The following is a 24,560-nucleotide window of genomic DNA, read 5'->3' as shown; positions in this document are numbered from 1 at the left end:
CGACTTGCACCTCTAACTGCTTCGTCTACGGTATACGAAATGACGATGCGGAGGTAAAGCCCAGGTGGGACAGGCGGCGGGAACATTGGTGATCGGGGGCGGGGTGGTCGGCAAGGCCTGCGCCCTGGCCTTGCGTCGCGCCGGCGAAACGGTGCTGCTGCTCGATCCGCAAAGCCTGTCACGTCCCGCCTCCTACGGTAATGCGGGCCACATCGCGGTCGAGCAGGTGGAGCCCCTGGCTTCGCCCGCCGCCCTGGCCTCGGCCATCGGCCGATTGTTCATCCTGGGCGGAGCGCTTGATTTCCGCCTGGCGGACATCGCCGCCTGGGGCCCCTGGGCGATGCGCTTCATAAGGGCGTCAACTCCAGAAGGCGCCGCCCACGGTAAGCGGGCGCTGGGTGGCTTGCTTCAGGACGCCCTGCCGGCCTGGCGGCGTCTGGCCGCCTGCCTGGGCCGTCCTGATCTGCTGGTCGAGCGGGGCCACGTCGTCGTCTGGGAGAGCCAGGGCGCCGCCCGCGCCGGCTTTGAGGCCTGGCGCGCCACCGATATCGGCCAGGCCAGGCTGCGTCCTCTGTCCGATCCGCTGGCGCGACGGCTGAAGCAGTCGATCGACGTCCCGATCGCCGGCGGCGCGCAGTTCGAGAACACGGGTCAGGTGTGTGACCCGGCCCTGGTCCTGCGATTGTTGGACGAGACCTTCGAGGGCCTGGGCGGCCAGCGGCGGACCGGTCGCGCCGCGCGACTGCTGAACATCGAGGGGCGTGTCGAGGTCCTGCTCGAGGACGGCGAGCGGCTGGCTCCGGAGCGGGTGCTGATCGCCGGCGGAGTCGGCTCGGGTGCGCTGATGCGTGACCTGGGCCATGTCGCGCCGGTGATCGCCGAGCGCGGCTACCATCTCGAAGGCGGTGCGGGGCGCTGGGGCGACCTGCCGCCCGTCGTGTTCGAGGATCGCTCGCTGATCCTCACCCGGTTCGGCGACCGGCTACGGGCCGCCAGCTTCGTCGAGTTCGGTCGCGAATCCTCGCCGCCCGATCCCCGCAAGTGGTCGCGCCTGCGTCGCCACCTGTCCGAACTGGGGGTGCGGATGGAGGGCCCGATCGCTGAATGGATGGGCGCCAGACCCACCTTGCCCGACTATCTTCCCGCCATCGGCGTCAGCCGGCGGGCCAACAATCTTTACTACGCCTTCGGTCACCAGCATCTGGGCCTGACCCTGGCGGCGGTCACCGGCGAACTGGTCGCGGCCCTGATGGGCGCGGCGACTCCGGCGGTCGATCTGACCCCTTTCGACCTGGACCGGTTCGCGCGACGGGTCGATCCGCAAAAGAGGAACGCGGCATGACCCTGGGCGTCGGTGGTTCGACCATGGACCTGCAACTGGCGGGATTGTCGCCTCGGCCCGGGCGGCCGCCGGCCGTCGCCGTGGTCGAATACGAGGCGCGGCTGGAGCGGGCGCGAATCCTGACCGCGGCGCTAGGCGCAGACGCGCTTCTGGTCGGGGCGGGGGCAAGCCTGCGCTATTTCACGGGCGTGCCGTGGGGGGCGACCGAAAGGCTGGTGGCGTTGCTGCTGCCGCGAAGGGGGCGGCCGATCATGGTCTGCCCGGCCTTCGAGTTGGGTTCGCTGCAAGCCGACTTGAAGATCGAGGCCGACATTCGCCTCTGGCAGGAGCACGACAGTCCCGCCGCCCTGGTGGGGCGGGCCCTGTCCGAGATCGACGCCGACGTCCTGGCGCTCGACCCGGCCGCGCCGTTTTCGCTGTTCTCCGCGCTGGACAAGGCCGCGCCGTCCTTGCGCGCGCTGGACGCCACTCCGGTCATCGACGGCTGCCGCGCCCTCAAGTCGCCGGCGGAACTGGCTCTGATGCGTTACGCCAAGGCCGTCACCCTGGATGTCCACCGCCGGGCTGCCGCGATGCTCGCGCCGGGGATCGCCGCCAGCGCCGTCAAGCGGTTCATCGACGCCGCCCATCGCGCCGCGGGCGCCGACGGCGGCTCGACCTTCTGCGCCGTGCAGTTCGACCGCGCCACCGCCTATCCGCACGGCCTGCCCGGCGACCAGACGCTGAGGGAGGGCGAGCTGGTGCTGATCGACACCGGCTGCCAGGTCGAGGGCTACAACGCCGACATCACCCGCACGTATGTGTTCGGCGAACCGGGCGACGAGCATCGCCGGATCTGGGACATCGAGCACGAGGCCCAGGCCGCCGCCTTCGCCGCGGTCCGTCCGGGCCTGCCCTGCGAGGCGATCGACGAAGCGGCGCGTCAGGTGCTGCAGCGCTACGGCCTGGGCCCCGACTACGCCCTGCCAGGCCTGCCGCACCGCACCGGCCATGGCATCGGCCTGTCGATCCACGAGGGACCCTATCTGGTGCGCGGTGACAGCACGCCCCTGGCGCCGGGCATGTGCTTTTCCAACGAGCCGATGATCGTCGTGCCGGACCGCTTTGGCGTGCGGCTGGAGGATCATTTCCACGTCACCGAGGACGGTGCGGCCTGGTTCACCGAGCCCTCGCCCTCGATCGATGCGCCGTTCGGTCCGTCGTGAAGCCTTCGAAGCTTGCTCAGGGGCGTTCGCGCCCACCTGTTTTCACACCGTCCTGGCCGGTCGTCTCCGGCCCGTCAAAGACGATCTTGGGGTAATCGCATGAACTTCTGGACCCGCCGCAAGGCGCTTGACGCGATCGTCTCGGTGGAGGTCGACCGTCGACTGAAGCCGACCCTGTCCTGGCCGCACCTGCTGGCCCTGGGCATCGGAGCCATCATCGGCACGGGGATCTATACCCTGACCGGCATCGGCGCCGAGCGGGCGGGACCAGCGGTGATCCTGGCCTTCGCCGCTTGCGGCGTCCTGTGCGTGTTCGCCGCCCTGGCCTATGCCGAGGTGGCGACCCTGATCCCGGCCGCCGGCAGCGCCTATACCTACGCCTACGCGGTGCTGGGCGAAGGTCTGGCCTGGATCGTCGGCTGGAGCCTGGTGCTGGAATATGCCGTCACCTGCGCGGCCGTGGCCGTAGGCTGGTCGGGCTACATGGTCGGCCTGCTCCAGAGTGTCGGGATCCACCTGCCGCCACAGATCCTGGCCGGACCGTACGCCGGCGGGATCATCAACCTGCCGGCCGTGCTGATCACCGTCGCCGTCACCGCTCTGCTGGCCAAGGGCGCGCGCGAGAGCGCCACGCTCAACATCGGCCTGGTGGTGATCAAGATCGTCGCCCTGGCCGTCTTCGTCGGCCTGACCTTCACGGCCATCAAGGGGCACAACTTCACCCCGTTCATGCCTTATGGCTTCGCCGCCCACACCGAGGCGGGCCATCCGCGCGGCGTGATGGCCGCCGCCGCCATCGTGTTCTTCGCCTTCTTCGGCTTCGACGCGGTCTCGACCTCGGCCGAGGAGGTCAAGAATCCCAAGCGCGACCTGACCATCGGCATCATCGGCTCGATGGTGATCTGCACCCTGATCTACATGGTGGTCGCCGCCTGCGCGGTCGGAGCCTGGCCCTATGCCGAGTTCGCCCGTTCGGGCGAGCCGCTGGCCTTCATCCTGCGTGGCCTGGGCCACCCGGCCGCCGCCTTCGGCATCGCCGCCGCCGCCATCATCGCCCTGCCCAGCGTCATCCTGGTGATGATGTTCGGCCAGACCCGGGTGTTCTTCGTCATGGCGCGGGACGGCCTGCTGCCGCGCGGCATGGGCCGGCTGCACGCCAAGAGCGGCGCGCCCGTCACCCTGACCCTGATCACCGGCGCGGTCGTGGCCTTGGTCGGGGGCTTCCTGCCGCTGGCTCAGATCGCCGAACTGTCCAACGCCGGCACCCTGCTCGCCTTCATCTGCGTGGCGGTGTGCCTTATGGTGCTGCGCGTGCGTCGGCCGGACCTGCCGCGGTTGTTCCGTTGTCCGGCGGTGTGGATCGTCGGTCCGTTGGCGGTCGTCGGCTGCCTCTATTTCATGATCAGCCTGCCATCCGCCACGCTGATCCGGTTCGTGGTCTGGAACGTCGTCGGCCTGGTGGTCTATCTGGCCTATAGCCGCCGCGCGAGCCTGCTGGCGCACGGTGTCGACGCCCCTCTGGTTCATCAGGAAAGCGCGGTGCTTTAAATAGTGGCTTCGCCCAAGGGCAATCGGCGGCTCTGGCTACGTGCTTTCAGCGTCTCGGCCGTCCTGATCGATGGCCGCTGGCTGAAAGGCCACGGCATCCTCGACGCCTCGGTGAGCTTCACCTGCGCAAGGACCTGTCACTGCCGCGCCTGGCAAGCCGCCACTCCGGTCGACTCCCAGTCGAATCCCGGAGTCTATCGCCTGGTCGTCGGCCTTCGCATCAACAGGGTGGTCACGGAACGAGGGGGGGCGATGAGCCGCGCGCCTGGTTCAGCATGCCGAGTGGCGTCGGACACCACGGCCCGGCCGATCCAGCCGGGCGGCGCCACCAGGCGGCGCGCCGATAGGCCGCCATTCACGTGCACCAACACCAGTTCTTGGCCGCTGGGCGACAGCGCGCCGACCGTGTCGATGTCATCGACGAAGATCAGGCGGTAACCTGGCTGGATGAAACGGCTGAACTGGGCCATCGCCCAGTATTTGGACGTCACATGAAGGTCCTGCGGACCCGCCGGCGGCTGGGTCAGATCCGCCTTGATCAGCCCCCAATTGGACCCGGCGCCGCCGTTGCGGGCGCTGAGATCCTCGACCGCCTGCCAGAACACCCAGGCGGAGGGCTCCAGGCGCTTGAGGTCCAGGACAATGTGTTCGGCCAGGGCGAGGGCCGAGGACACGCTGTCGAAATTCTCCGGGTCCTTGTCCATCGGCGTGTCGTCCTCCGACATCCAAAGGCGCACCCCGGACGCTCGAGCGATGTCGCGCACGCCGGTCTGGTTGACCGTTCCATAGCTGTGGACGTTCAACTGGCCTATCACGCGCCGGGCAACCGGCGGGTATTCGGCCCAGTCGGCGAGGAACGTGCTGGAGTTGGTTTCATCGGGGCCACTGACGCGGGTCGAAAGTCCGCGCGCCTTGAGCGCGGCGTCAGCCGCAATGAACATCGCCGCCTGGCGGGCCGGGCTCCAATGCGCGCCTTCCTGTCGGTTGCCGGCGAACCAGTAGTCGGTATTGGGCTCGTTGACCGGCGAGAGGGTGCGAAAGGCGACGCCATGGCGGCGTTGCAACTCGTCGACGACGCGGGCCAGATAGGCGGCGAACCGCGCTTCGTGCCCGGGTCGCAGATTGTCATCGAGCGCCTTTTGCGCGCCTGAGACCTTGCCGCTGACCGTCATGAACCAGGGCGGGGAATTGGAGAACGCCTCGAGGATCGGGTCGGACACCCGCGCCTTGATGGCGTCGAGCCACCATCTCTGGCCGGCGTCCGCCGACCAATTCCACATCGCCTCGTCCTCGGGGCGCCACCAGGCGTCGCCCGTCGCCCCTTCGGGCTGACGCCAGAAGCCTTCCACGGCGGCCCCGGGTCGCAGGCTGGGCTCCGCCCCCGGACGCGCCCCGCCGCCGATGTTGTAACGCCCGATGGTCCAGCCGAGGCCGCCCGATCCGTACAGAAGATCGGCCAGGCGCTGGCGCACCGGGTCATTCCAGTTTCCGCTGACATTGGCGAACCAAGCCAGGGCCGTGCCCCAACCTTCGAATTCCGGTCCTGGCCGATCGAGGGCGGGTGAGAGCCTGACGCTCACCTCCGGTTCGGATGCGGCCGCAGTGACTCCGACTCCGCTGGCCAGGGCCAAACCAGCGCCGAGCAGGGCGCGACGGGAGGGGGTCATGGATTGACCTGCACGGTGACGAGCAGAGACCGGCCCTCCTTGGGCAGGATCAGGCCAAAGGCGGTTTCGTCGCCGTTGAGCAAACGCTCGCCGATCCAGGCTCCGGCTTCGAACCGTCCCTCCTGGACGGTGACCAGCTGGACCGATCCAGTCTGGCCCAGTTTGGGGGAGAATTTCAGATTGGCCGAAGTCCCCGTGACATAGAACCGGTCCGGCGCGGCCTCGGCGACGAGCACCCGGCCCGACAGGTCCTTGTTGCCCTGACCGCGCGGACCACCGTAGCCGTCGCGTACCTCGCCGAACCGGGCGACGAGGTCGACCGCGGAGAAGGGCAGGGGGATATTGGCCAATCCATCCTCTTCGACGGCCACCCCGACCTTGCCTTCGTCGCGCAGCGGCAGGAGCACGGAAGCCGCCGGGCCCAGCAGGCGGTAGGTCGCGGCCATGGGCTCCTCCGCCTCGCGGCCGTCCTTGAGGCCGAACTGGTCGTCCAGGCCGAATTTCGAGATCCCGACGCTGTGGGGCTGAGCGATCGTCCAGAATGCGTGCCGGGCATGGGCCATGCTGCCGCCGGTCTCGGGCACGAACAACGGGTTTCCGGGAACGTCGTAAGCGCGGGCGATGGCGGTGTAGGGCGCGACATTGATATCGTAGTTGTCGACGCCGACGATATCCACCGCCGGGGCCAGAGCTCGCCATTGGGGCAGGAGCCAGGAGACGGCGCCGCCGGAAGGCGAACTCTCGCCTGGACGTTCCAGCCCCGGCTGTTCGCGCGGCCAGACGTTGACATAGAGCGGCAGGTCGTAGGCGGCCTTGCCCGCCGCGGCCACCGCGCCGACGTATCGGGCGGTGTGGTAGGCCATGAAGGCCTCCTGAGCTCGCTCGGCGTAGTTCTGCGTCCAGCCGCCGGGCCTGGCCCCCGGCATGTCGGTGGGCACGGGCGCGTCATAGAGCGCCTGGGCCGTCGGCGAGTAATCGCGATCGGAACCCAAGACGCCCGCTTCGTTCTCGACCTGGACCATGATCACGGTCTTCTGCTTGCCGTCGATGGCCTTGAGATGGGCCATCACGGCGCCGAAGGCGCGCGCATCGGCGTCCCGGCTGGCCGCTCCAATGGGGCTGAGGGCCTCGATCGCTCGGCCTTCGCGCGTCATCACGCGCGGAAAGCGCACGGTGTCGTGCTTGACCCAGGCCGGCGTGTAGCTCATCGCGCCGTTCTTCCACGAGCCGAACCACAATAGCGCCAGCCGGACCTTCTGCGTGCGGGCCTCGGCGACAAGTCCGTCGATCAGCGAAAAGTCGTAACGCCCCTCGACCGGTTCGATCGACTCCCAGCCAATCGGCGCCATTACGGTGTTGGCGTGGCTGCGCTCGACCGCCGGTCCTAGCGCATGCAGGGCAGCCGGGTAGCCGCTCGAGTTGTTGAGCTGGACGCCGAGCACCAGGAACGGCCTTCCGTCGACCATAAGGCGGGGTTTGCCGCCGCCGGCGGTCGTCAAGCCGTCCTGAGCCAGCGCCGAGACGCCGAACAGGAAGGGCGCGCAGAGGGCGCCAAGAAGGGCCGCTTTCATCGGCGAACCGCCTTCGAGACGGGTGAACGGGTCGAACCAAGCGTGGCGTGAAGCATGGGCGCGGCCGCCCGTTCCAAGAGCGCGAGCAGCAAGCCTTTAATCCTCCCTGATCTCCAAATTTGTACGACAAGCGTATAGCGCCGGCAAGGACCCGGAAAGGGAACTCCAGTGAACGAGGCCTGTCGGCGATCGACCCATGACCGTGTCGATTTGGCCATTGTAACGCTTGCTGCAGTGGCCTTAGGCCAGGATCGTGCGATCGTCGTGAATGGAAAGCCATTGGCGCGGAGTGGATGCGAGGCCTCCGATGCCATTCTCAGAATGGCACTTGTAATATAAATAATACGCAATAATGTCCGACAAGAAATCGGGCCGTTCGAGCGCGATCGATAGCGATAGGAGGGAACCGTGGTCGTGAAGAGTTTCTATTTCCAGTTGATGGCGGGCGCATCGGCTGCGGCGGTCGTCGCCGCGACCGGCGGCGTCGCCGCGGCCCAAACCGCACCGGCCCAGACTTCCGATTCCAACGCGGTGGCCGAGGTTGTGGTCACCGGCGTGCGAGAAAGCCTCCGCTCGGCTCAGGCCCTCAAGCGTAACGCCGACCAGGTCGTCGATTCGGTCCAGGCGCAGGACATCGGCAAGCTGCCCGACGCCAACACCACCGAGGCGCTGCAACGCATCACCGGCGTGCAGATTCAACGTCGCTACGGCGAAGGGGCCACCGACTTCGATCACCGCACGCAGCCGGCCGTCACCGTTCGCGGCCTGACCCAGGTGCAGAATTTCCTGGACGGGCGCGCCGTCTATTCCGCCTCGGGCGGCCGAGCGTTCGACCTGGAAGGCGTTCCGCCCGAACTGCTCTCGGGCATCGATGTCTACAAGAACGCGCCGGCCAGCATCATCGAGGGCGGGGTCGGCGGGGCGGTGAACCTGCGCACCCGCAAGCCGTTCGACGCGGCCGGCCGGGTGCTCAGCGCCACCGTGCGCGGCAACTACTACGACCGTGTCGACAAGGACGGTGGCTCGATCTCCGGCCTCTACAGCAACCGCTGGGACACGTCCGTCGGCGAGATGGGTTTCCTGGTCAACGCCGTGCTCAGCAAGAGCCACTACCGCCAGGACGGCCTGCTGGCTGGTCCGTTCGACACCGTGGCGGCCGGCTCGATCGCGGGCGCCCCAGCCAACGCCCAGGTCCCCTACGGCTTTGAGATCTACGACGACAGCGGCGACCGCAAGCGCCTGGGCATCGCCACGGCCTTCCAGTGGCAGCCGAACGACGACCTGTTGCTGACCGCCCAGTACCAGCGGACCAAGTACTGGTTCAATCGGACGGGCGCCTACTATTACGACTACAACAACCGCTCGAACCAGCGCGACGCCGCCGGGGTGGTGACCAGCTACGGCACCGACCCGCTGCCGGGCGCGGCCTTCTCCTTCAACGACGAGGGCTACGCCACCAAGGGCTCGCTGCAGAACCAGACCTTCGAGACCGGCCGCTACGACCAGCAGCTGTGGAGCCAGAGCCAGAACTTCACCCTGAACGCCGCCTGGCGGGTCAGCGACAAGCTGAAGACCAATTTCGACGCCCAGTACCTGAAGTCGTACTACAACGCCGACCGCAACGGCCACATCCTCTCGCTGTACAGCCAATCTGGCCAGAACGGGCTGACCGCGCCGCACAAGTCGATCGTCGATTTCGACCTGACCGGCAAGTATCCGCGATGGGACGTGCGCGATCCGTCGGTGCTGACCAATCCGGCCAACTACAGCCTGCCCTACATCGTGGACTCGCTGCAGCGTAACGACGCCGACACCTTGGCGCTGGCGGCCGACTTTGACTACGACGTCGGCGGCGGCTTCATCACCAAGCTGCGCGGCGGCGCGCGCTATTCGGACAGCAGCATCAACCTGCGCGGCACGTGGCACGGCCTGTGCGTCACCGTCCTGGGCGCCGATCCGGACTGCACCGCGCCGAACGGTACGGCGCTGGTCCCGCTTTCCAGCTTCCCGCAGCTTTCGATGCCGGGTCCCTCCAAGGATTGGTTCGACGGCAACACGGTCAAGGGGGGGCTGCTGTATCCGGCGTTCCCCGCCGGCGGCGGCGTTCGGGCGCAGACGGCGGCGCTGTTCGCCCTGCTCGGCGCTCAGATGAAGGACCACTTCGACCCGAGGGACATCAACAGCCAGACCGAGAAGACCTATACCGGCTGGGCCGTCGCTGACTATGCGACGGAACTGGGCGGCGTCAGGCTCGATGGCGGCCTGGGCCTTCGCGTGGTGAAGACCGAAGCGGCATCCGAGGGCACCCAGTTCAACGACGACGGCACGACCCAGCCGATCACCGTGGATAAGACCTACACGAAGCTCCTGCCGAGCTTCAACCTGCGCGCCCGCTTCACCGATACGCTGCAAGCCCGCCTGGCCTATTCCAAGGGATTGGCGCGCCCCAACTTCGATCAGTTGTCGACCAATCTGACCCTCAACAAGCCTGACCCGAACGAACCGGACAAACTCACAGCCAATTCGGGCAACCCGCTGCTCAATCCCATCAAGTCCGACAACTACGACCTGACCGTCGAGTGGTACTTCTCGAACACCGGCTCGCTCACCGGCGGCGTCTTCTACAAGAAGGTCGACGGCTTCCTGGCCAACGGCGTCGTGGACCGCACCTACAACGGCCAAACCTATGCCGTCAGCACGGTGCTCAACACCGGGGCCGGCACCGTCAAGGGCGTCGAGCTCGGCTATCAGCAGTTCTTCGACTTCCTGCCCGGTCTGTTCAGCGGCCTGGGCATGCAGGCCAACTACACCTATGTCGACAGCAGCGTTTCGAACCCCTTCGCCGAGGAAGGGACGGACATTCCCAAGCAACTGCCGCTCGAGAAGCTGTCGAAGAACAGCTACAACCTGATCGGCCTGTACGAGAAGGGGCCGATTTCCGGTCGCGTGGCTTGGAACTGGCGCTCAAGCTACCTGGACCAGACCACGGGCAGCGGCGCCAACGGCAAAGCACAGTACGCCAAGCCCTACGCCTCTCTCGACGCCTCGGTCAGCTATGACGTGAACGAGCACATCGCCATCTCGGTCGATGCGGTGAATCTGAACAACCGCATGAACGTCCTCTACATCGGCACCTCCGCCGCGCCGTTGCAGTACCAGCTGAACGATCGACGGTTCGGTGTCGCCCTGCGTGTGACCTACTAGCACTTCCTCCCCCTGCTAGCCGGCGTGGCGGTCTCCGCCACGCCGGCGTCTTTTTGTCAGGTGGCGAACCAGGCGGTCGACCGGATGCCGACGCACGGCGACTTCATCGACGCGCATTGTCTGGCGCGGACGCCGGCGCCGGTCTAAGAGACTAATTATCTTATAAATGAAACCGGGCTTTGCCGGTCGGGAGGGTGCGTATGAAGAAGGTCCTGTTGGCCAGTGTCGCCTGGTTGGGGCTGGCCGCGAGCGCGGCCGCCGAAGCGCCGCGCGTCGAACTGGTGCAGGTGGACGCCTCGCGTCAGGACTGGGAGAACCCGGCGGTCTATGCGCGGGGCAAGCTGGCGGCCAGCGCCACCCACTTCCCGTTCGAGAGCCGCGAGGCCGCCCTGGCCGGCGACCAGACGCGCTCGAGCCGCTACCAGACCCTGGACGGCCCGTGGTCGTTCAGCTTCTCGCCCTCGTCGGACGCTGTCCCCGACGGCTTTGAAAAGCCGGACTATGACGTCAGCGGCTGGAAGACGATCAAGGTCCCCGCCCTGTGGCAGACCGAGGGCTACGACCAGCCTCGCTACAACAACATCACCTATCCGTTCCCGGCCGACCGCCCGCTGATCCCGCACGCCACCAATCCGGTCGGCTCCTACCGTAGGACCTTCGAGGTCCCCGCCGGCTGGTCGGGCCAGGACGTGATCCTGCACATCGGCGCGGCCGGCTCGGCTTATCGCGTCTGGGTCAACGGCCAGGAGGCGGGTTATTCCGAGGACTCCAAGCTTCCCAGCGAGTTCGACGTCACCAAGCTACTGAAGGCGGGACAGAAGAACATCGTCGCCATCCAGATCCACCGCTGGTCGGACGGCTCCTACCTGGAGGACCAGGATTTCTGGCGGGTGAGCGGCATAGAGCGCTCGGTCTATCTGAAGGCCGCGCCCAAGGCCCGGCTGACCGACCTGTTCGTTCACGCCGGTTTGGACAAGGCCTACCGCGACGGCGTGCTGTCGACCGACGTGGCCCTGACGAAGCGCGACCAGGCCGTCACCGTGCGTATGACCCTGCTGGACGGCGACCAGGCCGTCCTGACCAAGGAGGCCAAGGTCGCGGCCGGAGCGGCCAAGACCGAGACCCTGTCGGCCACCATCCCGGGCGTTCGGCAATGGACCGCCGAGACGCCGAACCTCTACACCCTGCTGGTCGAGGTGTTGGACGCCAAGGGCCAGATCATCCAGGCCACGCCGCAACGCATCGGCTTTCGCACCGTCGAGATCAAGGACGGTCGGGTGGCGGTCAACGGCCGGCCCATCGTCATCCGCGGCGTCAATCGCCACGAGCACGACCCCGAGACCTTCCACGTCATCTCGGAAGCCTCGATGCGCCGCGACATCGAGTTGATGAAGCGCAACAACATCAACGCCGTGCGCACCTCGCACTATCCGAATGCGGAGCTCTGGTACGCACTCGCCGACGAGTACGGCCTCTATGTCATGGACGAGGCCGACATCGAGAGCCACGCGTACATGGACTATGCCAACAAGCATCCGGAACTGCGGCCCAAGCTGCAGATCGGCTTCGACCCGGCCTGGGAAGGCGCTCACGTCAGCCGCGTGCTGAACATGGTCGAGCGCGACAAGAACCATCCCTCGGTGATCTTCTGGTCGCTCGGCAACGAGGCCGGCATCGGGCCCAATTTCGAGAAGGCGGCCGCCGAGGCCCGCAAGCGCGATCCGTCGCGCCTGATCTCGTATCTCGGTTGGGGCACCCTGGACTGGGAACATGCCCCCAACAGCTACGTCGACGTCTATGCGCCGATGTACGACGACGTCGAGAAGATGGTCGACTGGGCGCTGGATCCGACCCGCACCCAGCCGATGATCCAGTGCGAATATTCCCACATGCAGGGCAATTCCGGCGGGAATTTCAAGGAGTACTGGGACACCATCTACAAGTACGACAAGCTGCAGGGCGGCTTCATCTGGGACTGGGTCGACCAGTCGATGTATCGCTACACCAAGGACGGTCGTCGCTACTGGGGCGACGGCGGCGAGTACGGGCCGAACCCCGGCGGCGATGTCGAGTTCGGCGACGGCCTGAACCAGCCCGACCGCACCCCCAACCCGCACATCTATGAGGTTCAGAAGGTTCTCTCGCCGATTCAGTTCGAGGGCTTCGACCCCGCGACCGGCGCGGTGACCGTGCGCAACCGCCACGACTTCCGGGACCTTTCCGGCTTCGCTTTCGAGTGGGTGCTGGAGGAGAACGGCGTGGCCATCGCCAAGGGCGACGTGCCGGCCCTGACGACCAAGGCGCGGACCACCCAGACGATCACGCTGCCGCTGCCCAAGGTCGAGCGCAAGGCCGGCGCGGAGTACTTCGTCACCATCCGCGCCAAGGCCCGGGCGGGCGCCGTGCCGCTGACGCCGGAAGGCTATGTCGTCGGCTGGGAACAGTTCGCCCTGGGTCAGCCCTCGGCCGTGACCGCTCCGGCGATCAAGGGCGCCGTCGAGCTGAAGGAGACCGCCGACGCCGTCACCCTGTCGGCCGGCGGCGCCAGCCTGACGCTGGATCGCAAGACGGGCCTGGTCACCGGCTACGGCAAGGCGGGCTCGGCGCTGCTGACCGGCGGCGCGCCCAACTTCTTCCGGGCCGAGATCGACAACGACACCCTCACGGGCACGGTCTCGCAGCAAACGCCGTGGAAGGCGATGACCAAGGAGCGACAGGTCCGCTCGATCACGAGCCGCCGCCTGCCGGGCGGCGGAGCCGAGGTCGTCGTTGACCACGAACTGGGGGCGGGCGCGGCGCGCTTCGTCACCACCTACGCCATGAACGGCGACGGGACCGTGGATGTCGCCGGCCTGCTGACACCGCTGAAGAGCGATCTGCCGCCGCCGGTCAGGGTGGGGCTGTGGTTCACGATGCCGACCAGCATCAAGACGGTCGAGTGGTACGGCCGGGGTCCGCACGAGAGCTATGTCGACCGCAAGACCAGCGCGCCGATCGGCCTGTGGCGCGGCCAGATCGCCGAGCAGAGCCACGACTACATGCGGCCCCAGGACACCGGCAACAAGGTCGACGTCCGCTGGATGGAGGTCTCGGGCGAGGGCAGGGGCCTGCGGGTCCGGAGCCAGACGCCGCTGATGATGAACGTTCTGGCCTTCCCCTATGCCGATCTCTATCGGCGACCCGAGGGGACCTGGAAAAGCACCGACATCGTCCCGCACGGCGAGGTCTCGCTGCTGGTCGATGGCGCGCAGTGGGGCGTCGGCGGCGACACGGCCTGGAACCATGTCGGCCAGCCGCACATGCAGTACCGCACCCATCTGGAGCCCACCCGCGTGAGCTTCAGGCTTGAGCCGTTCGACGGCGAGGGCACGACGCCCGACAAGGCTTTGCGGGCGCGGGCCACGACGCCGCAATAGTCGCGGGCTCCCATCTCGCCATCAACGCTCCGGCGGCCGCCGCCGGAGCGTTGAATTCAAGGAGTTCCACCATGAGGCCTTTCTTGCTCGTCCTCGCCGCCTTGCTCGCGAGTCCGGCTCTGGCCGGCGAACCGATCAGCCCGCGCTTCAACGGCGATCCCTCGCCCCACGCCTTCAAGTCCGGCTACTATCTCTACGCCACCGACGACGCGTCGAATTCCGGAACCTATTGGGACTCGACGACCTGGCGGCTCTACACCTCCAAGGACATGAAGCGCTGGGCGGACGCCGGCGCGGTCCTGGACGTTTCGGTTTTCGGTTGGGCCAGGCCCGACGCCAAGGCGTGGGCTCCGGACGCGGCCTATCGGGACGGCAAGTACTATTTCTACGCGCCGGTGGGCGGCGATAAGATCGGCGTGGCCGTCGCCGATCGCCCCGAGGGGCCCTTCAAGGACGCCATCGGCGCGCCCCTGGTCGATAAGGCTCGCGACGCCAACGCCGGCGACGAGCCGATCGATCCGCAGGTGCTGATCGACGACGATGGCCAAGCCTACATGGTCTTCGGCACCCGCGTGCCCAAGATCGTCAAGCTGGGCCCGGACATGGTCAGCCTAGCCGCCCCGATCCAGAACCTTGTCGTGACGGGCTTCCCCGCCGCTGATCCCAAGAAGAAATATGGCGAGGCTCCGTTCCTGCATAAGCGCAAGGGGCTCTACTATTTCAGCTTTTCGACCGGCTGGCCGGGCCAGATCGTCTACGCCACGGCCAAGACCCCCATGGGACCCTACGCCTATCGCGGCGTGATCCTCGACTATCTGAAGATCTCGACCAACCATCAGGCGATCCTGCAGGACAAGGGCAGGACTTGGTTCTTCTACCACGACAATCTGCTGGCCGGCGGCGGCGACCATCGCCGTTCGATCGCCATCGAGCCGCTGACCTACTCGACCGACGGGACGATCGAGGAGGTGCGGCCCAAGCGCGCGGCCAAGTAGGCTGAGCCTTTTCGCCGCCATGCACGCGCGGGCCCGACCATCGCTATTCCGGACGCGAAATGCGCGTCGTCTCGATGGACCGCATCAGCGTCGAGCGCGGCCGCGGCGGCGCGACTCCAGACAAGGCTTCGCCGGCGCAGGCCACGACGCCTCAATAGCCGCTGAACACGGCGGCGACGGGAGTTCCCCGCAGCCGTGTTCAGCTTGGCGTAGAGGTTTTTGCGACGAGACAAGAGGCCGGACTCCGGCGCCGTCGAGGCCTATTTCTGAGTGGTCAGACGAAACACCATCACGTTCCGGTAGGTCTGACCCGGATCCAGCCGCACCGGCGCGAAGGCCGGCTTGTTGGGCGCGTCGGGGAAGTGCTGCGGCTCCAGGGCGATGCCGTCGCCCTGGCGATAGATCTTGCCGCTCTTGCCCACCGTCGTGCCGTCGATGAAATTGCCGGTGTAGAACTGTATCCCCGGCTGATCGCTGAGGATTTCCAGAACCCGGCCGCTCTTGGGATCGGCCAGGCGGGCGGCCAGGCGCGGGGCGCCGCCGGCCTTGCCGGTCAGCACCATGTTGTGGTCGTAGCCGCGGCCGACGACGATCTGCGGGTCGCGGGCGTCGCGGACCCGCTCACTCACCACCTTGGGCGTGCGGAAGTCGAACGGGGTGCCGGTCACCGGGGCGATCTGGCCGGTCGGGATCAGTTCGGCGTCGACCGGCGTATAGCCGTCGGACGCCAGGGTCAGGACGTTGCCCATCGCTCCGCCGGGCGAGCCTTCGCCGGCGACGTTGAACAGGGCGTGGTTGGTCAGGTTGACGATGGTCGGCTTGTCGGTGGTGGCGCCGTAGGTGATCGTCAGCTGGTTCGTCTCGTCCAGGGCGTAGGTCGCGGTGGCGGTCAGGGTCCCGGGATAGCCCTCGTCGCCGTCGGGGCTGACGAGGCTGAAGGTCACCGAGGCGATGGGACCGCGCTTGACGTCGACCACTTTCCAGACCTGCTTGTCGAAGCCCTTGACCCCGCCGTGCAGGGCCGCGACGCCGTTGTTGTTCAGCGCCAGTTGGTAGGTCTTGCCGTCGAGCGAGAACTTGCCCTTGCCGATGCGGTTGGCGAACCGGCCGACCGAGGCGCCGAAGTAGCTGGCGTTCTTGGCGTAGGCGGCGGCGTCCGCGAAGCCCAGGGCGATGTCGGCCTTGGTCCCGTCGCGGCCGGGCGCGATCAGCGACTGCAGGGTTGCGCCGTAGGTGATCAAGGTGGCGCTGACCCCGTGACCGTTGGTCAGGGTGATGGCCTCGACCTCGACGCCGTCGGGCGCCTTGCCGAAGGGCTTGCGCGTGTAGTCAGCCGCCTGAGCGCTGCCCGCACAAAGCGCTGTGGAGGCCAGTAGGGCTGCGGCGAGGGCGGCGGTGCAAGAAGGCGCGTTCATGGCTCTGGTTTCCTCTGGCGCCCGGCTCCCGGGCTTTTTGTCGTTTGTCGGTGCGTGCCGGCGTCAGGACGTCAAAACGCCATCCACAGCGCGGGCCAAACCCAGCGGATTGTCGGCCTTGAGCGCCGCTGGCAGCAGGTCGTCCGAAATGTCCTGATAGCAGACCGGCCGCAGGAAGCGCTCGATGGCCCGCGTGCCGACCGAGGTGCCGCGCGGATCCGAGGTGGCCGGGAATGGGCCGCCATGGACCATGGCGTGCGAGACCTCGACGCCGGTGGGCCAGCCATTGGCCAGGATCCGCCCGGCCTTGCGTTCCAGTATAGGCAGCAGGCCGCGCGCGAAGTCGGCGTCGGCGGCGTCCATCTGCAGGGTGGCGGTCAGTTGGCCTTCCAGACTTTCCAGCAGGGTCTTCAGCTGCGCGGCGTCGGCCACGCGGACGATCAGCGACGACGAGCCGAACACCTCGTGGCCCAGCACCGCGTCGCGCAGGAAGGCCTCGGCCTCGACTGCGAACAGCGCGCCCACCGCCTGGTTGACGCCGTCGCCGACGCAGCCCCGGGCCAGCGGTTCGACACCCTCGCGGCCGGCCAGGCGATCGACGCCCTGCTCGTAGGCGCCGAAGATGCCGGGGGTCAGCATGACGTGCGGCTGGGCGGCGGTCAGGGTGGCGGTGGCGGCGGCCGTGAAGCGGTCGAGGTCGGGGCCGGCCAGGGCGAAGACCAGGCCGGGATTGGTGCAGAACTGGCCGGCGCCCAGGGTCAGGGAGCCGACGAAGGCCGCGCCCAGGGTCTCGGCCCGCGCCGCCAGGGCGGCCGGGCACAGCACCACGGGATTGACGCTGCTCATCTCGGCGAAGACCGGGATCGGCTCGGGGCGCTCGGCGGCGATCCGCACCAGGGCCATACCGCCGGCCCGCGAGCCGGTGAAGCCCACGGCCTTGACGCGCGGATCGCGCACGAGGCCGCCGCCCAGGTCATGCGACTGGCCGGTCAGCAGGGCGAAGACGCCCGCTGGCAGGCCCGCGGCGGCCACGGCGCGCTGGAGGGCGCCGCCCACCAGGGCGCCGGTGTTGGGGTGGGCCGGGTGGCCCTTGACGATCACCGGGCAGCCGGCCGCCAGGGCCGCGGCGGTGTCGCCGCCGGCCGTCGAGAAGGCCAGGGGGAAGTTGCTGGCCCCGAACACTACCACCGGTCCCAGCGGAATGAAGCGTTGGCGCAGGTCGGCGCGGGGCAGGGGCGTGCGCTCGGGCATGGCCGGGTCGATCCGCGCCCCGATCCAGTCGCCGCGCCGCACGACCTGGGCGAACAGGCGCAATTGACCGGTGGTGCGACCGCGCTCGCCGGCCAATCGGGCCTGCGGCAGGCCGGTCTCGGCCATGGCGGTCTCGATCAGCACCTCGCCGATAGCCTCGATCTGGGCGGCGATCGCTTCCAGGAACGCCGCGCGCGTCTCCAGGTCGGTCTCGCGATAGACGTCGAACGCCGCCGCCGCCGCCGCGCAGGCCGCCGCGATGGCGTCGGCGTCGGGCTCGGGGAACGTCGGGCCAAAGGCTTGGTTGGTGGCGGGGTTGAGGGCCCGCAACACAGCGTCGGACATCGGATTACTCGCTCAATTCGATGAAAGCGGGGGCGACGACGCGCCGGCCCAGCAGGAAGGCGTCGGCCACGTGGCGCAGCGGGCTGACGTCGACGTCGCTGGCGTTATCGGCCACCAGGCGCGCGAAGGCGTCGTAGAGGCCGGCATATTCAGCGTCCGGCCCCTCGTGGAGCAGGACGCCGTCGATCCACAGTTTGGCGCCGCCGTGCGACAGCTTCAACACGCCGCGGTCGGTCTCGACCGCAATGTCCCAGCTTTGCGGGCCGGTCTGCAGGAAGTCGAACTCGGCGCGGATCGGCGCGCCGGCCGCGTCGACGAAGTCGAGTTCGGCCTGAATCGGCGACTGGCAGTTCTCGGGCACGTGCAGCGCCGCGCTGGTCAGGAAGAAGGGTGAAGGCAGGATGGCGGTGGCGATCGACAGGGCGTTGATGCCCGGATCGAACACGCCCAGGCCGCCGGCCTCCCAGATCCAGGTCTGGCCCGGATGCCAAACACGGACGTCCTCGCGCCAGTCGATGCGCACGCTCTTGATGGTCTTGTCGGCCAGCCAGTCGCGGGCGGGCGCAACGCCCTGGGCGTAGCGCGAGTGCCAGGTGGTCTGCAGGGTCAGGCCGCGTTCAGCGGCGGTCAGGCGCAGGTCCTCGACCTCACTGAGCGTCGCTCCGGGCGGCTTTTCCAGCATGACATGCTTGCCGGCGACCAGGGCCATGTGGGCCAGGCGGTGGCGGGGCTGCGGCGGCGTGCACAGCGACACCGCATCGATGGCGAGGTCGCTGGCCAGCAGGTCTTCCAGGGCCGTGAAGTGCGCAACGCCGTCCAGGCCGGCGTTGCGACTGACGATAGCGGTCAGCTCGAACCGGGGATCGGCGGCCAGGGATGGCAGATGCTGGTCGCGGGCGATCTTGCCCAGGCCGACCAGGGCGATGCGGATCCTGCCCTGGGTCACAGGCTGCGCACCGTCACCGTCCGCGCCTCGGCCTGAGCCAGCCTGTTGCGGACGGGATAGAGGAAGGGCGCGGCGCTGATCTCGAAGATGTCGCCCAGTTTGGTCTGGAAGCCCTCGGAGAACGAAAGGGTGGCGGTGCCGAAGAAGTGGACGTGGACGTCGCCTGGCCGGCGGAAGAGGTCGTACTTGAAGTGGTGATGTTCGAGATTGGCGATGGTGTGGGACATGTTGGCTTCGCCCGACAGGAAGGGCTTTTCCCAAGCGACCGCGTCGTCGCGCAGGATGCGGCTGGCGCCGCGCACGTCGGCCGGTAGTTCGCCGGTCAGCAGTTCGGGGCCCAGGGCCGCCTGGCGCAGCTTGGAGTGGGCCAGCCACAAATAGTTGCCGCGCTCGACGATGTGGTCGGAGAACTCATTGGCCAGGCAAAAGCCCAGGCGATGAGGCGAGCCGTCGGGTCCGATGAGATAGACGCCTGCGATTTCCGGCTCCTCGCCGCCGTCCTGGGCGAAAGCCGGCGAGGTCAGGGGCGCGCCCGGCCCGACGACATGCGAGCCGTCGCCCTTGTAGAACCATTCCGGCTGCGCCCCGACCGCGCCTTCGGCCGGCTTGCCGCCCTCGACGCCCATCAGGAACATCCGCATGGAATCGGTCAGTTGCTCTCCAGCCTGGGCGGCCTTGTGCATCTTGTCGCGGCCCTCGGCCGAGCCCAGGTGGGTCAGGCCGGTGCCGGTGAGGATCAGGTGGGCGGGATCGGGATGGTCGATTGGGGCCAGCACCCGGCCTTCGGCCAGGGCGGCGGGGATGTCGATCTCGGCCCCGAGCGGGTGGATCTGGGCGGCCTCGGCCAAAGTGACGCCGGTCGCCAAGGCGGCCTGCGCCAGCGCCAGCAGGGTGTCGGTCCCCTCGACCCGCCAGGCCTGGCCCGCGTCATTGACCGCCGCGAGGATTCGCGTCCCGCTCTGTTCCTTCAGTTGCACGAACCGCAGCACCATGGCTGTCGCTACCTCCCAAGGCGTGGACTATTTAGTCAGACAAATAGCGATCTGCGGTCGGCTGTCAAACTCGGAGCGGCGCGTGGGGCGCGGGTTCCGAAATCCCTTGTCGTCCGACAAACAGTCTCGCTAGTGTCGCGCTGCGTCGAGATCGGCGGGGCGGACGGGGTTCCGGCGGTCGACTGGGCAGGAAGCGGAGCGGACGTGGCGAAGAATAAGGACAGGGCTGGAGACGGGGAATTGGCGCGGGAAGGGCTCTCGACCAGCAGGATCCATGGCTCGATCGCCCGCACCCTTGGCGTGGCCATCGTCTCGGGTCAGTACGCTCCGGGCGATATCCTCAACAACGAGATCGATTCCAGCGAGCAGTTGCAGGTCTCGCGCAGCGCCTACCGCGAAGCGATCCGCATTCTGGCCGCCAAGGGGCTGGTCGAGAGTCGCCCCAAGACCGGCACCCGGGTCACCGAGCGCAACCGCTGGAGTCTGCTGGACCCCGAGGTTCTGGCCTGGGTCTTCGAGTCCGAGCCCAGCGAGGAGTTCCTCAAGGGCTTGTACGAACTGCGGATGATCGTCGAGCCGGCCGCCGCCGCACTGGCCGCCGAACGTCGCGACGATGGCCAGCTGGAGCGCATGCGCAAGGCGCTGATCCAGATGGAAAACCGGACCCTGGCCACCGAGGCTGGTCAGGCCGCCGACCGCGACTTCCACGACACCGTGCTGGAAGCCACGGGCAACGCGGCGCTGTTTACGTTGTCGAGCAGCATCGGCGCGGCCGTGCGCTGGACCACCATCTTCAAGCAGCGCAAGCGCGAATTGCCCCGCGACCCGATGCCCGACCACTGGAAGGTGTTCGACGCCATCGCCGCCGGCCGGCCGGACTACGCGCGCGAGGCGATGGAGCGGCTGGTGGGACTGGCGCTCGAGGATACCCGGGCGGCGATCGACCCGAAGGGGTAGGGCCAGCTCCAAAGCCATTGCCATCCCGGATCGGCGCTTCGCTTGTCCGGGATGGCAGATCTGTAGAGCTCTAGCTAGCCCAGGCGATACAGCCCCGCGCCGTGGGCGGGCAGGGCGCGTTCGAGCCGCGAAACTGTCTCGCCTTCATCCTTGTGCGCCCACAGATCCCGCACCTTCACGCGACCTTTCAAGGCCAACATCGCCAAGTCCACGCCCACCGTCGCCTCGACATCTCGGGTGTTGAACAGCGCCAGGTAGCGGGCCCGCGATCTGGGAACCTCAGCCGCCCAGGCGACCAAACCGTCGCGGCTGAACAGCGGCCGGTTGCCGCCGCTGCGCTGGTTCACCGCCAGCACCTCGTCATTGGTCAACAGCGCCGTCGTCGCCGGATCGAGCTTCCTCAGGTCACCGCCCATGATCAGCGGCGAGCGGGCGATCGACCACAGGGTCATCATCGTGCGCTGCTCGTCGGGCGTGAACTGGGTCGTGCGCTTGCCCAGATCCAGCACCCCCAGCGGCAGCATGTCGGCGTCGGGCCAGCAGCCCTCGATGCGATGGGGGTTCCAGCGTTCCAGCCGACCGAACTGCTCCAGCAGGGCTGGCCACTGGTCCCAGAAGTCGTCGCTGATCCGCCAAAGGTTGGCGTGGCGCTGGACGTGGGCGGCGGCGTCGAGCGGCGTCTCGCCCGGCGACAGACTCAGCACCATCGGCCGGCCGCTGGCGTCGATGGCCTTGCGCACCGCCTCGATCTCCGGCGCGTGGTCGTGATAGGGCCGGCTCATGTCGTCGACCTTGACGTAGTCGACGCCCCAGGCGGCCAGCAGCTTGAAGACGCTGTCATAATAGGCCTGGGCGCCGGGCTTCTTCATGTCGACCCCGTACATGTCGGGGTTCCACGGGCACAGGCTGTTGCGGTCGGCGATGTCGCCGCAGCGCACGGTGGTCCCCAGGACGGGCAGATTGCGGTCGGCGGCCTGGCGGGGCACGCCGCGCATCAGGTGGATGCCGAATTTCAGGCCCAGGGCATGGAGGCGGTCGCCAAGTGGCTTGAATCCCGCGCCGTTGGCCGACGAGGGAAACCGGTTGATCGCCGGCAGCAGCCGACCCCATGGGTCCAGTTCGAGGTGAGCGTCGGCGCGGTACTCGAAGCCCGTAGCTCCGGGCTCGTACCACTGGATGTCGACCGTGAAGACGTCATAGCCATGCGGCAGCAGCGTCCGCGCCATGACCTTGGCGTTGTCCAGCGCCTGGTCCTCGGTCAGGGTGGTGGCGAAGCTGTCCCAGCTATTCCAGCCCATTGGCGGCGTCGGAGCCAGGCGGCGGAAGGCGAGAGAATCAGCACCCGCCTGGGCCGCTCCAGCCGGGACCGAAAGCCAGGGCGCAACGACCGTCATGGCCAGGAGGGTCCGGCGAAGCGCGCGGAATTCACGCGTCGGAGTCGGATTTTTCAAAGTCATGCACGCCTCTCGATCCGTCTATCGTCCGACAACAATCGGCGAAGGAACTTGTTGTATGTCCAACTGAAAACCACGGCTGTCACCCCCGTCGAGCGACGAAGCTCTCACGTTGACGCCATGTCTTGTGCGGTATAGTCAGACAAATGAACAGGGGTGAAACGAACGGGATGGCGATTGCCCCGCTCGAATGGCGGACAATCTTCATGATGCCGTGCCAGAGCCTCCTGCTGTCGCCGACCCAAGGCCCGCCTCGTCTATCTAGGGCCGTCTATCAAGGACTGTCATGAGCTCTGCCGCCGTTCCGCCCCGCGCCCTTCGTTCGCGCGCCTGGTTCGACAATCCGGACAACGCGGACATGACGGCGCTGTATCTGGAGCGCTACCTGAACTTCGGCCTGTCGCTGGAGGAGCTGCAGTCGGGCATCCGCCAGCGGCGAGACGGCCGTCATGAGCTCTGCCGCCGTTCCGCCCCGCGCCCTTCGTTCGCGCGCCTGGTTCGACAATCCGGACAACGCGGACATGACGGCGCTGTATCTGGAGCGCTACCTGAACTTCGGCCTGTCGCTGGAGGAGCTGCAGTCGGGCAAGCCGATCATCGGCATCGCTCAGACCGGCTCGGACCTGTCGCCGTGCAACCGTCACCATCTGGTGCTGGCCGAGCGCATCCGCGAAGGCATCCGCACCGCCGGCGGCATCGCGCTGGAGTTCCCGGTCCATCCGATCCAGGAGACCGGCAAGCGGCCGACCGCGGGCCTGGACCGCAACCTGGCCTATCTGGGCCTGGTCGAGACCCTGTACGGCTATCCGATCGACGGCGTCGTCCTGACCATCGGCTGCGACAAGACCACCCCGGCCTGCCTGATGGCGGCGGCCACGGTCAACATCCCGGCCATCGCCCTGTCGGTCGGCCCGATGCTGAACGGCTGGCACAAGGGCCAGCGCACGGGCTCGGGGACCATTGTCTGGAAGGCCCGCGAGCTGTTGGCGGCCGGCGAGATCGACCGGGCCGGGTTCATCAAGCTGGTGGCCAGCTCGGCCCCCTCGACCGGYTACTGCAACACCATGGGCACGGCCACGACCATGAACTCGCTGACCGAGGCGCTGGGCATGTCGCTGACGGGGTCGGCGGCGATCCCGGCGCCCTATCGCGACCGGCAGCAGAACGCCTACGAGACCGGCCTGCGGATCGTCGATCTGGTTCACGAGGACATCAAGCCGTCCGACATCCTGACCCGCGACGCGTTCCTGAACGCCGTGGTCGTCAATTCGGCGATCGGCGGCTCGACCAACGCCCCCATCCACCTCAACGCCCTGGCCCGCCACATCGGCGTCGMGCTGAGCGTCGACGACTGGCAGGCTTATGGCGAGGCGGTGCCGCTGCTGGTCAACCTGCAGCCGGCCGGCGAATATCTGGGCGAAGACTACTACCGGGCGGGCGGCGTGCCGGCCGTGGTCAACCAGCTGATGACCCAGGGCCTGATCCGCGAGGACGCCCTGACCGTTTCCGGCCAGACCCTCGGCGACGCCTGCCGCGGCGCGGCCATCGAGGACGAGGCGGTGATCCGTCCCTTCGACAAGCCGCTGATTGAACGCGCCGGCTTCGTGGTCATGCGCGGCAACCTGTTCAATTCGGCGATCATGAAGACCAGCGTGATCACCGCCGAGTTCCGCGACCGCTACCTGTCCGAYCCCGACGACCCCGACGCCTTCGAAGGCGACGCGATCGTGTTCGACGGGCCGGAGGACTACCACCACCGGATCGACGATCCGTCGGTGGGSATCACCGAGCGCAGCGTGCTGTTCATGCGCGGGGCGGGCCCGATCGGCTATCCCGGCGCGGCCGAGGTCGTCAACATGCGAGCCCCCGACTACCTGATCAAGCGCGGCRTCCATCAGCTGCCGTGCATCGGTGAYGGTCGCCAATCGGGCACYTCCGGWTCGCCGTCGATCCTCAACGCCTCGCCGGAAGCCGCCGCCGGCGGCGGCCTGGCCCTGCTGAAGAGCGGCGACCGGGTGCGGGTCGACCTGCGCAAGTCGCGCGTCGACGTGCTGGTCACGCCGCTGGAAATCTCGGAGCGCCGCAAGGCCCTGGAGGCGGCCGGCGGCTTTGCCTATCCGGAAAGCCAGACCCCGTGGCAGGAGATCCAGCGGACCATCGTCGGCCAGATGGAGACCGGAGCGGTGCTGGAACCAGCGGTCAAGTACCAGCGCATCGCCCAGACCAAGGGCCTGCCCAGGGATAACCACTAG

15 protein-coding genes are annotated in these 24,560 nt (G+C 67.8%); 8 read left to right on the top strand and 7 right to left on the bottom strand.

Translation table 11 applies throughout. The features are described 5' to 3' along the window. Positions 1-88 precede the first annotated feature (88 nt). The 3 genes from ASD79_RS15180 to ASD79_RS15170 all read left to right on the top strand — a co-directional run bounded on the left by ASD79_RS15180 (position 89) and on the right by ASD79_RS15170 (position 4,095). Positions 89-1,342: an FAD-binding oxidoreductase gene (locus ASD79_RS15180; protein WP_235524477.1), complete on the top strand. Its 1,254-nt coding sequence runs from the start codon at positions 89-91 to the stop codon at positions 1,340-1,342. Continuing rightward, on the top strand, positions 1,339-2,547 hold the full coding sequence (locus ASD79_RS15175) for a Xaa-Pro peptidase family protein (RefSeq protein ID WP_056723090.1): 1,209 nt from the start codon (positions 1,339-1,341) through the stop codon (positions 2,545-2,547). The genes ASD79_RS15180 and ASD79_RS15175 overlap by 4 nt, the downstream gene beginning before the upstream one ends. A gap of 99 nt (positions 2,548-2,646) precedes the next feature. Then, a complete protein-coding gene (locus ASD79_RS15170) occupies positions 2,647-4,095 on the top strand; it encodes an amino acid permease (RefSeq protein ID WP_056723089.1) in 1,449 nt (482 codons plus the stop codon). 194 nt (positions 4,096-4,289) lie between these two features. Here the strand turns inward: ASD79_RS15170 and ASD79_RS15165 are convergent, their stop codons facing one another. Further along, positions 4,290-5,762 (bottom strand): glycoside hydrolase, encoded by a 1,473-nt coding sequence (locus tag ASD79_RS15165; protein ID WP_056723086.1) that lies wholly within the window; start codon positions 5,760-5,762, stop codon positions 4,290-4,292. Next, a complete protein-coding gene (locus tag ASD79_RS15160; protein WP_056723084.1) occupies positions 5,759-7,333 on the bottom strand; it encodes a DUF5597 domain-containing protein in 1,575 nt (524 codons plus the stop codon). The genes ASD79_RS15165 and ASD79_RS15160 overlap by 4 nt, the downstream gene beginning before the upstream one ends. 408 nt (positions 7,334-7,741) lie before the next feature. Here ASD79_RS15160 and ASD79_RS15155 point away from each other — a divergent pair, with 408 nt between their 5' ends. The 3 genes from ASD79_RS15155 to ASD79_RS15145 all read left to right on the top strand — a co-directional run bounded on the left by ASD79_RS15155 (position 7,742) and on the right by ASD79_RS15145 (position 14,948). Further along, complete coding sequence (locus ASD79_RS15155) at positions 7,742-10,537, top strand: TonB-dependent receptor (RefSeq protein ID WP_235524475.1); 2,796 nt, start codon at positions 7,742-7,744, stop codon at positions 10,535-10,537. 200 nt (positions 10,538-10,737) lie between these two features. Continuing rightward, the gene (locus tag ASD79_RS15150) at positions 10,738-13,953 is read left to right on the top strand and encodes a glycoside hydrolase family 2 TIM barrel-domain containing protein (protein ID WP_056723083.1); all 3,216 of its coding nucleotides are present in this window, start codon (positions 10,738-10,740) and stop codon (positions 13,951-13,953) included. 71 nt (positions 13,954-14,024) lie between these two features. Then, complete coding sequence (locus tag ASD79_RS15145) at positions 14,025-14,948, top strand: family 43 glycosylhydrolase (RefSeq protein ID WP_056723081.1); 924 nt, start codon at positions 14,025-14,027, stop codon at positions 14,946-14,948. A 260-nt stretch (positions 14,949-15,208) separates the two neighbouring features. Here ASD79_RS15145 and ASD79_RS15140 read toward each other — a convergent pair whose 3' ends face one another. The 4 genes from ASD79_RS15140 to araD1 form a co-directional block, all read right to left on the bottom strand. Continuing rightward, positions 15,209-16,363, bottom strand: coding sequence for an aldose epimerase family protein (locus ASD79_RS15140; protein ID WP_056723079.1), 1,155 nt, complete (start codon positions 16,361-16,363; stop codon positions 15,209-15,211). A gap of 63 nt (positions 16,364-16,426) precedes the next feature. Continuing rightward, entirely contained in the window at positions 16,427-17,959 is a 1,533-nt protein-coding gene (locus ASD79_RS15135; protein ID WP_056723077.1) for an aldehyde dehydrogenase (NADP(+)), read from the bottom strand. A gap of 4 nt (positions 17,960-17,963) precedes the next feature. Then, on the bottom strand, positions 17,964-18,905 hold the full coding sequence (locus ASD79_RS15130; RefSeq protein WP_056723074.1) for a Gfo/Idh/MocA family protein: 942 nt from the start codon (positions 18,903-18,905) through the stop codon (positions 17,964-17,966). Next, on the bottom strand, positions 18,902-19,897 hold the full coding sequence (araD1, locus tag ASD79_RS15125) for an AraD1 family protein (protein WP_056723072.1): 996 nt from the start codon (positions 19,895-19,897) through the stop codon (positions 18,902-18,904). The genes ASD79_RS15130 and araD1 overlap by 4 nt, the downstream gene beginning before the upstream one ends. Positions 19,898-20,101: 204 nt before the next feature. On the opposite strand from araD1, the gene ASD79_RS15120 reads away from it, so the two are divergent. Next, complete coding sequence (locus ASD79_RS15120; RefSeq protein WP_056724025.1) at positions 20,102-20,854, top strand: FadR/GntR family transcriptional regulator; 753 nt, start codon at positions 20,102-20,104, stop codon at positions 20,852-20,854. A 74-nt stretch (positions 20,855-20,928) separates the two neighbouring features. Here ASD79_RS15120 and ASD79_RS15115 read toward each other — a convergent pair whose 3' ends face one another. Continuing rightward, positions 20,929-22,152, bottom strand: coding sequence for a glycoside hydrolase family 27 protein (locus ASD79_RS15115; RefSeq protein WP_235524473.1), 1,224 nt, complete (start codon positions 22,150-22,152; stop codon positions 20,929-20,931). 605 nt (positions 22,153-22,757) lie between these two features. Between ASD79_RS15115 and ASD79_RS15110 the strand changes: the two genes are divergently transcribed. After that, complete coding sequence (locus ASD79_RS15110) at positions 22,758-24,560, top strand: IlvD/Edd family dehydratase (RefSeq protein WP_056723068.1); 1,803 nt, start codon at positions 22,758-22,760, stop codon at positions 24,558-24,560.

Source organism: Caulobacter sp. Root655, from assembly GCF_001427665.1.
Classification (GTDB): Bacteria; Pseudomonadota; Alphaproteobacteria; order Caulobacterales; family Caulobacteraceae; genus Caulobacter.
Note: the sequence above shows the minus strand (reverse complement) of the source record. Positions and strands in the feature narration are given on the sequence as shown.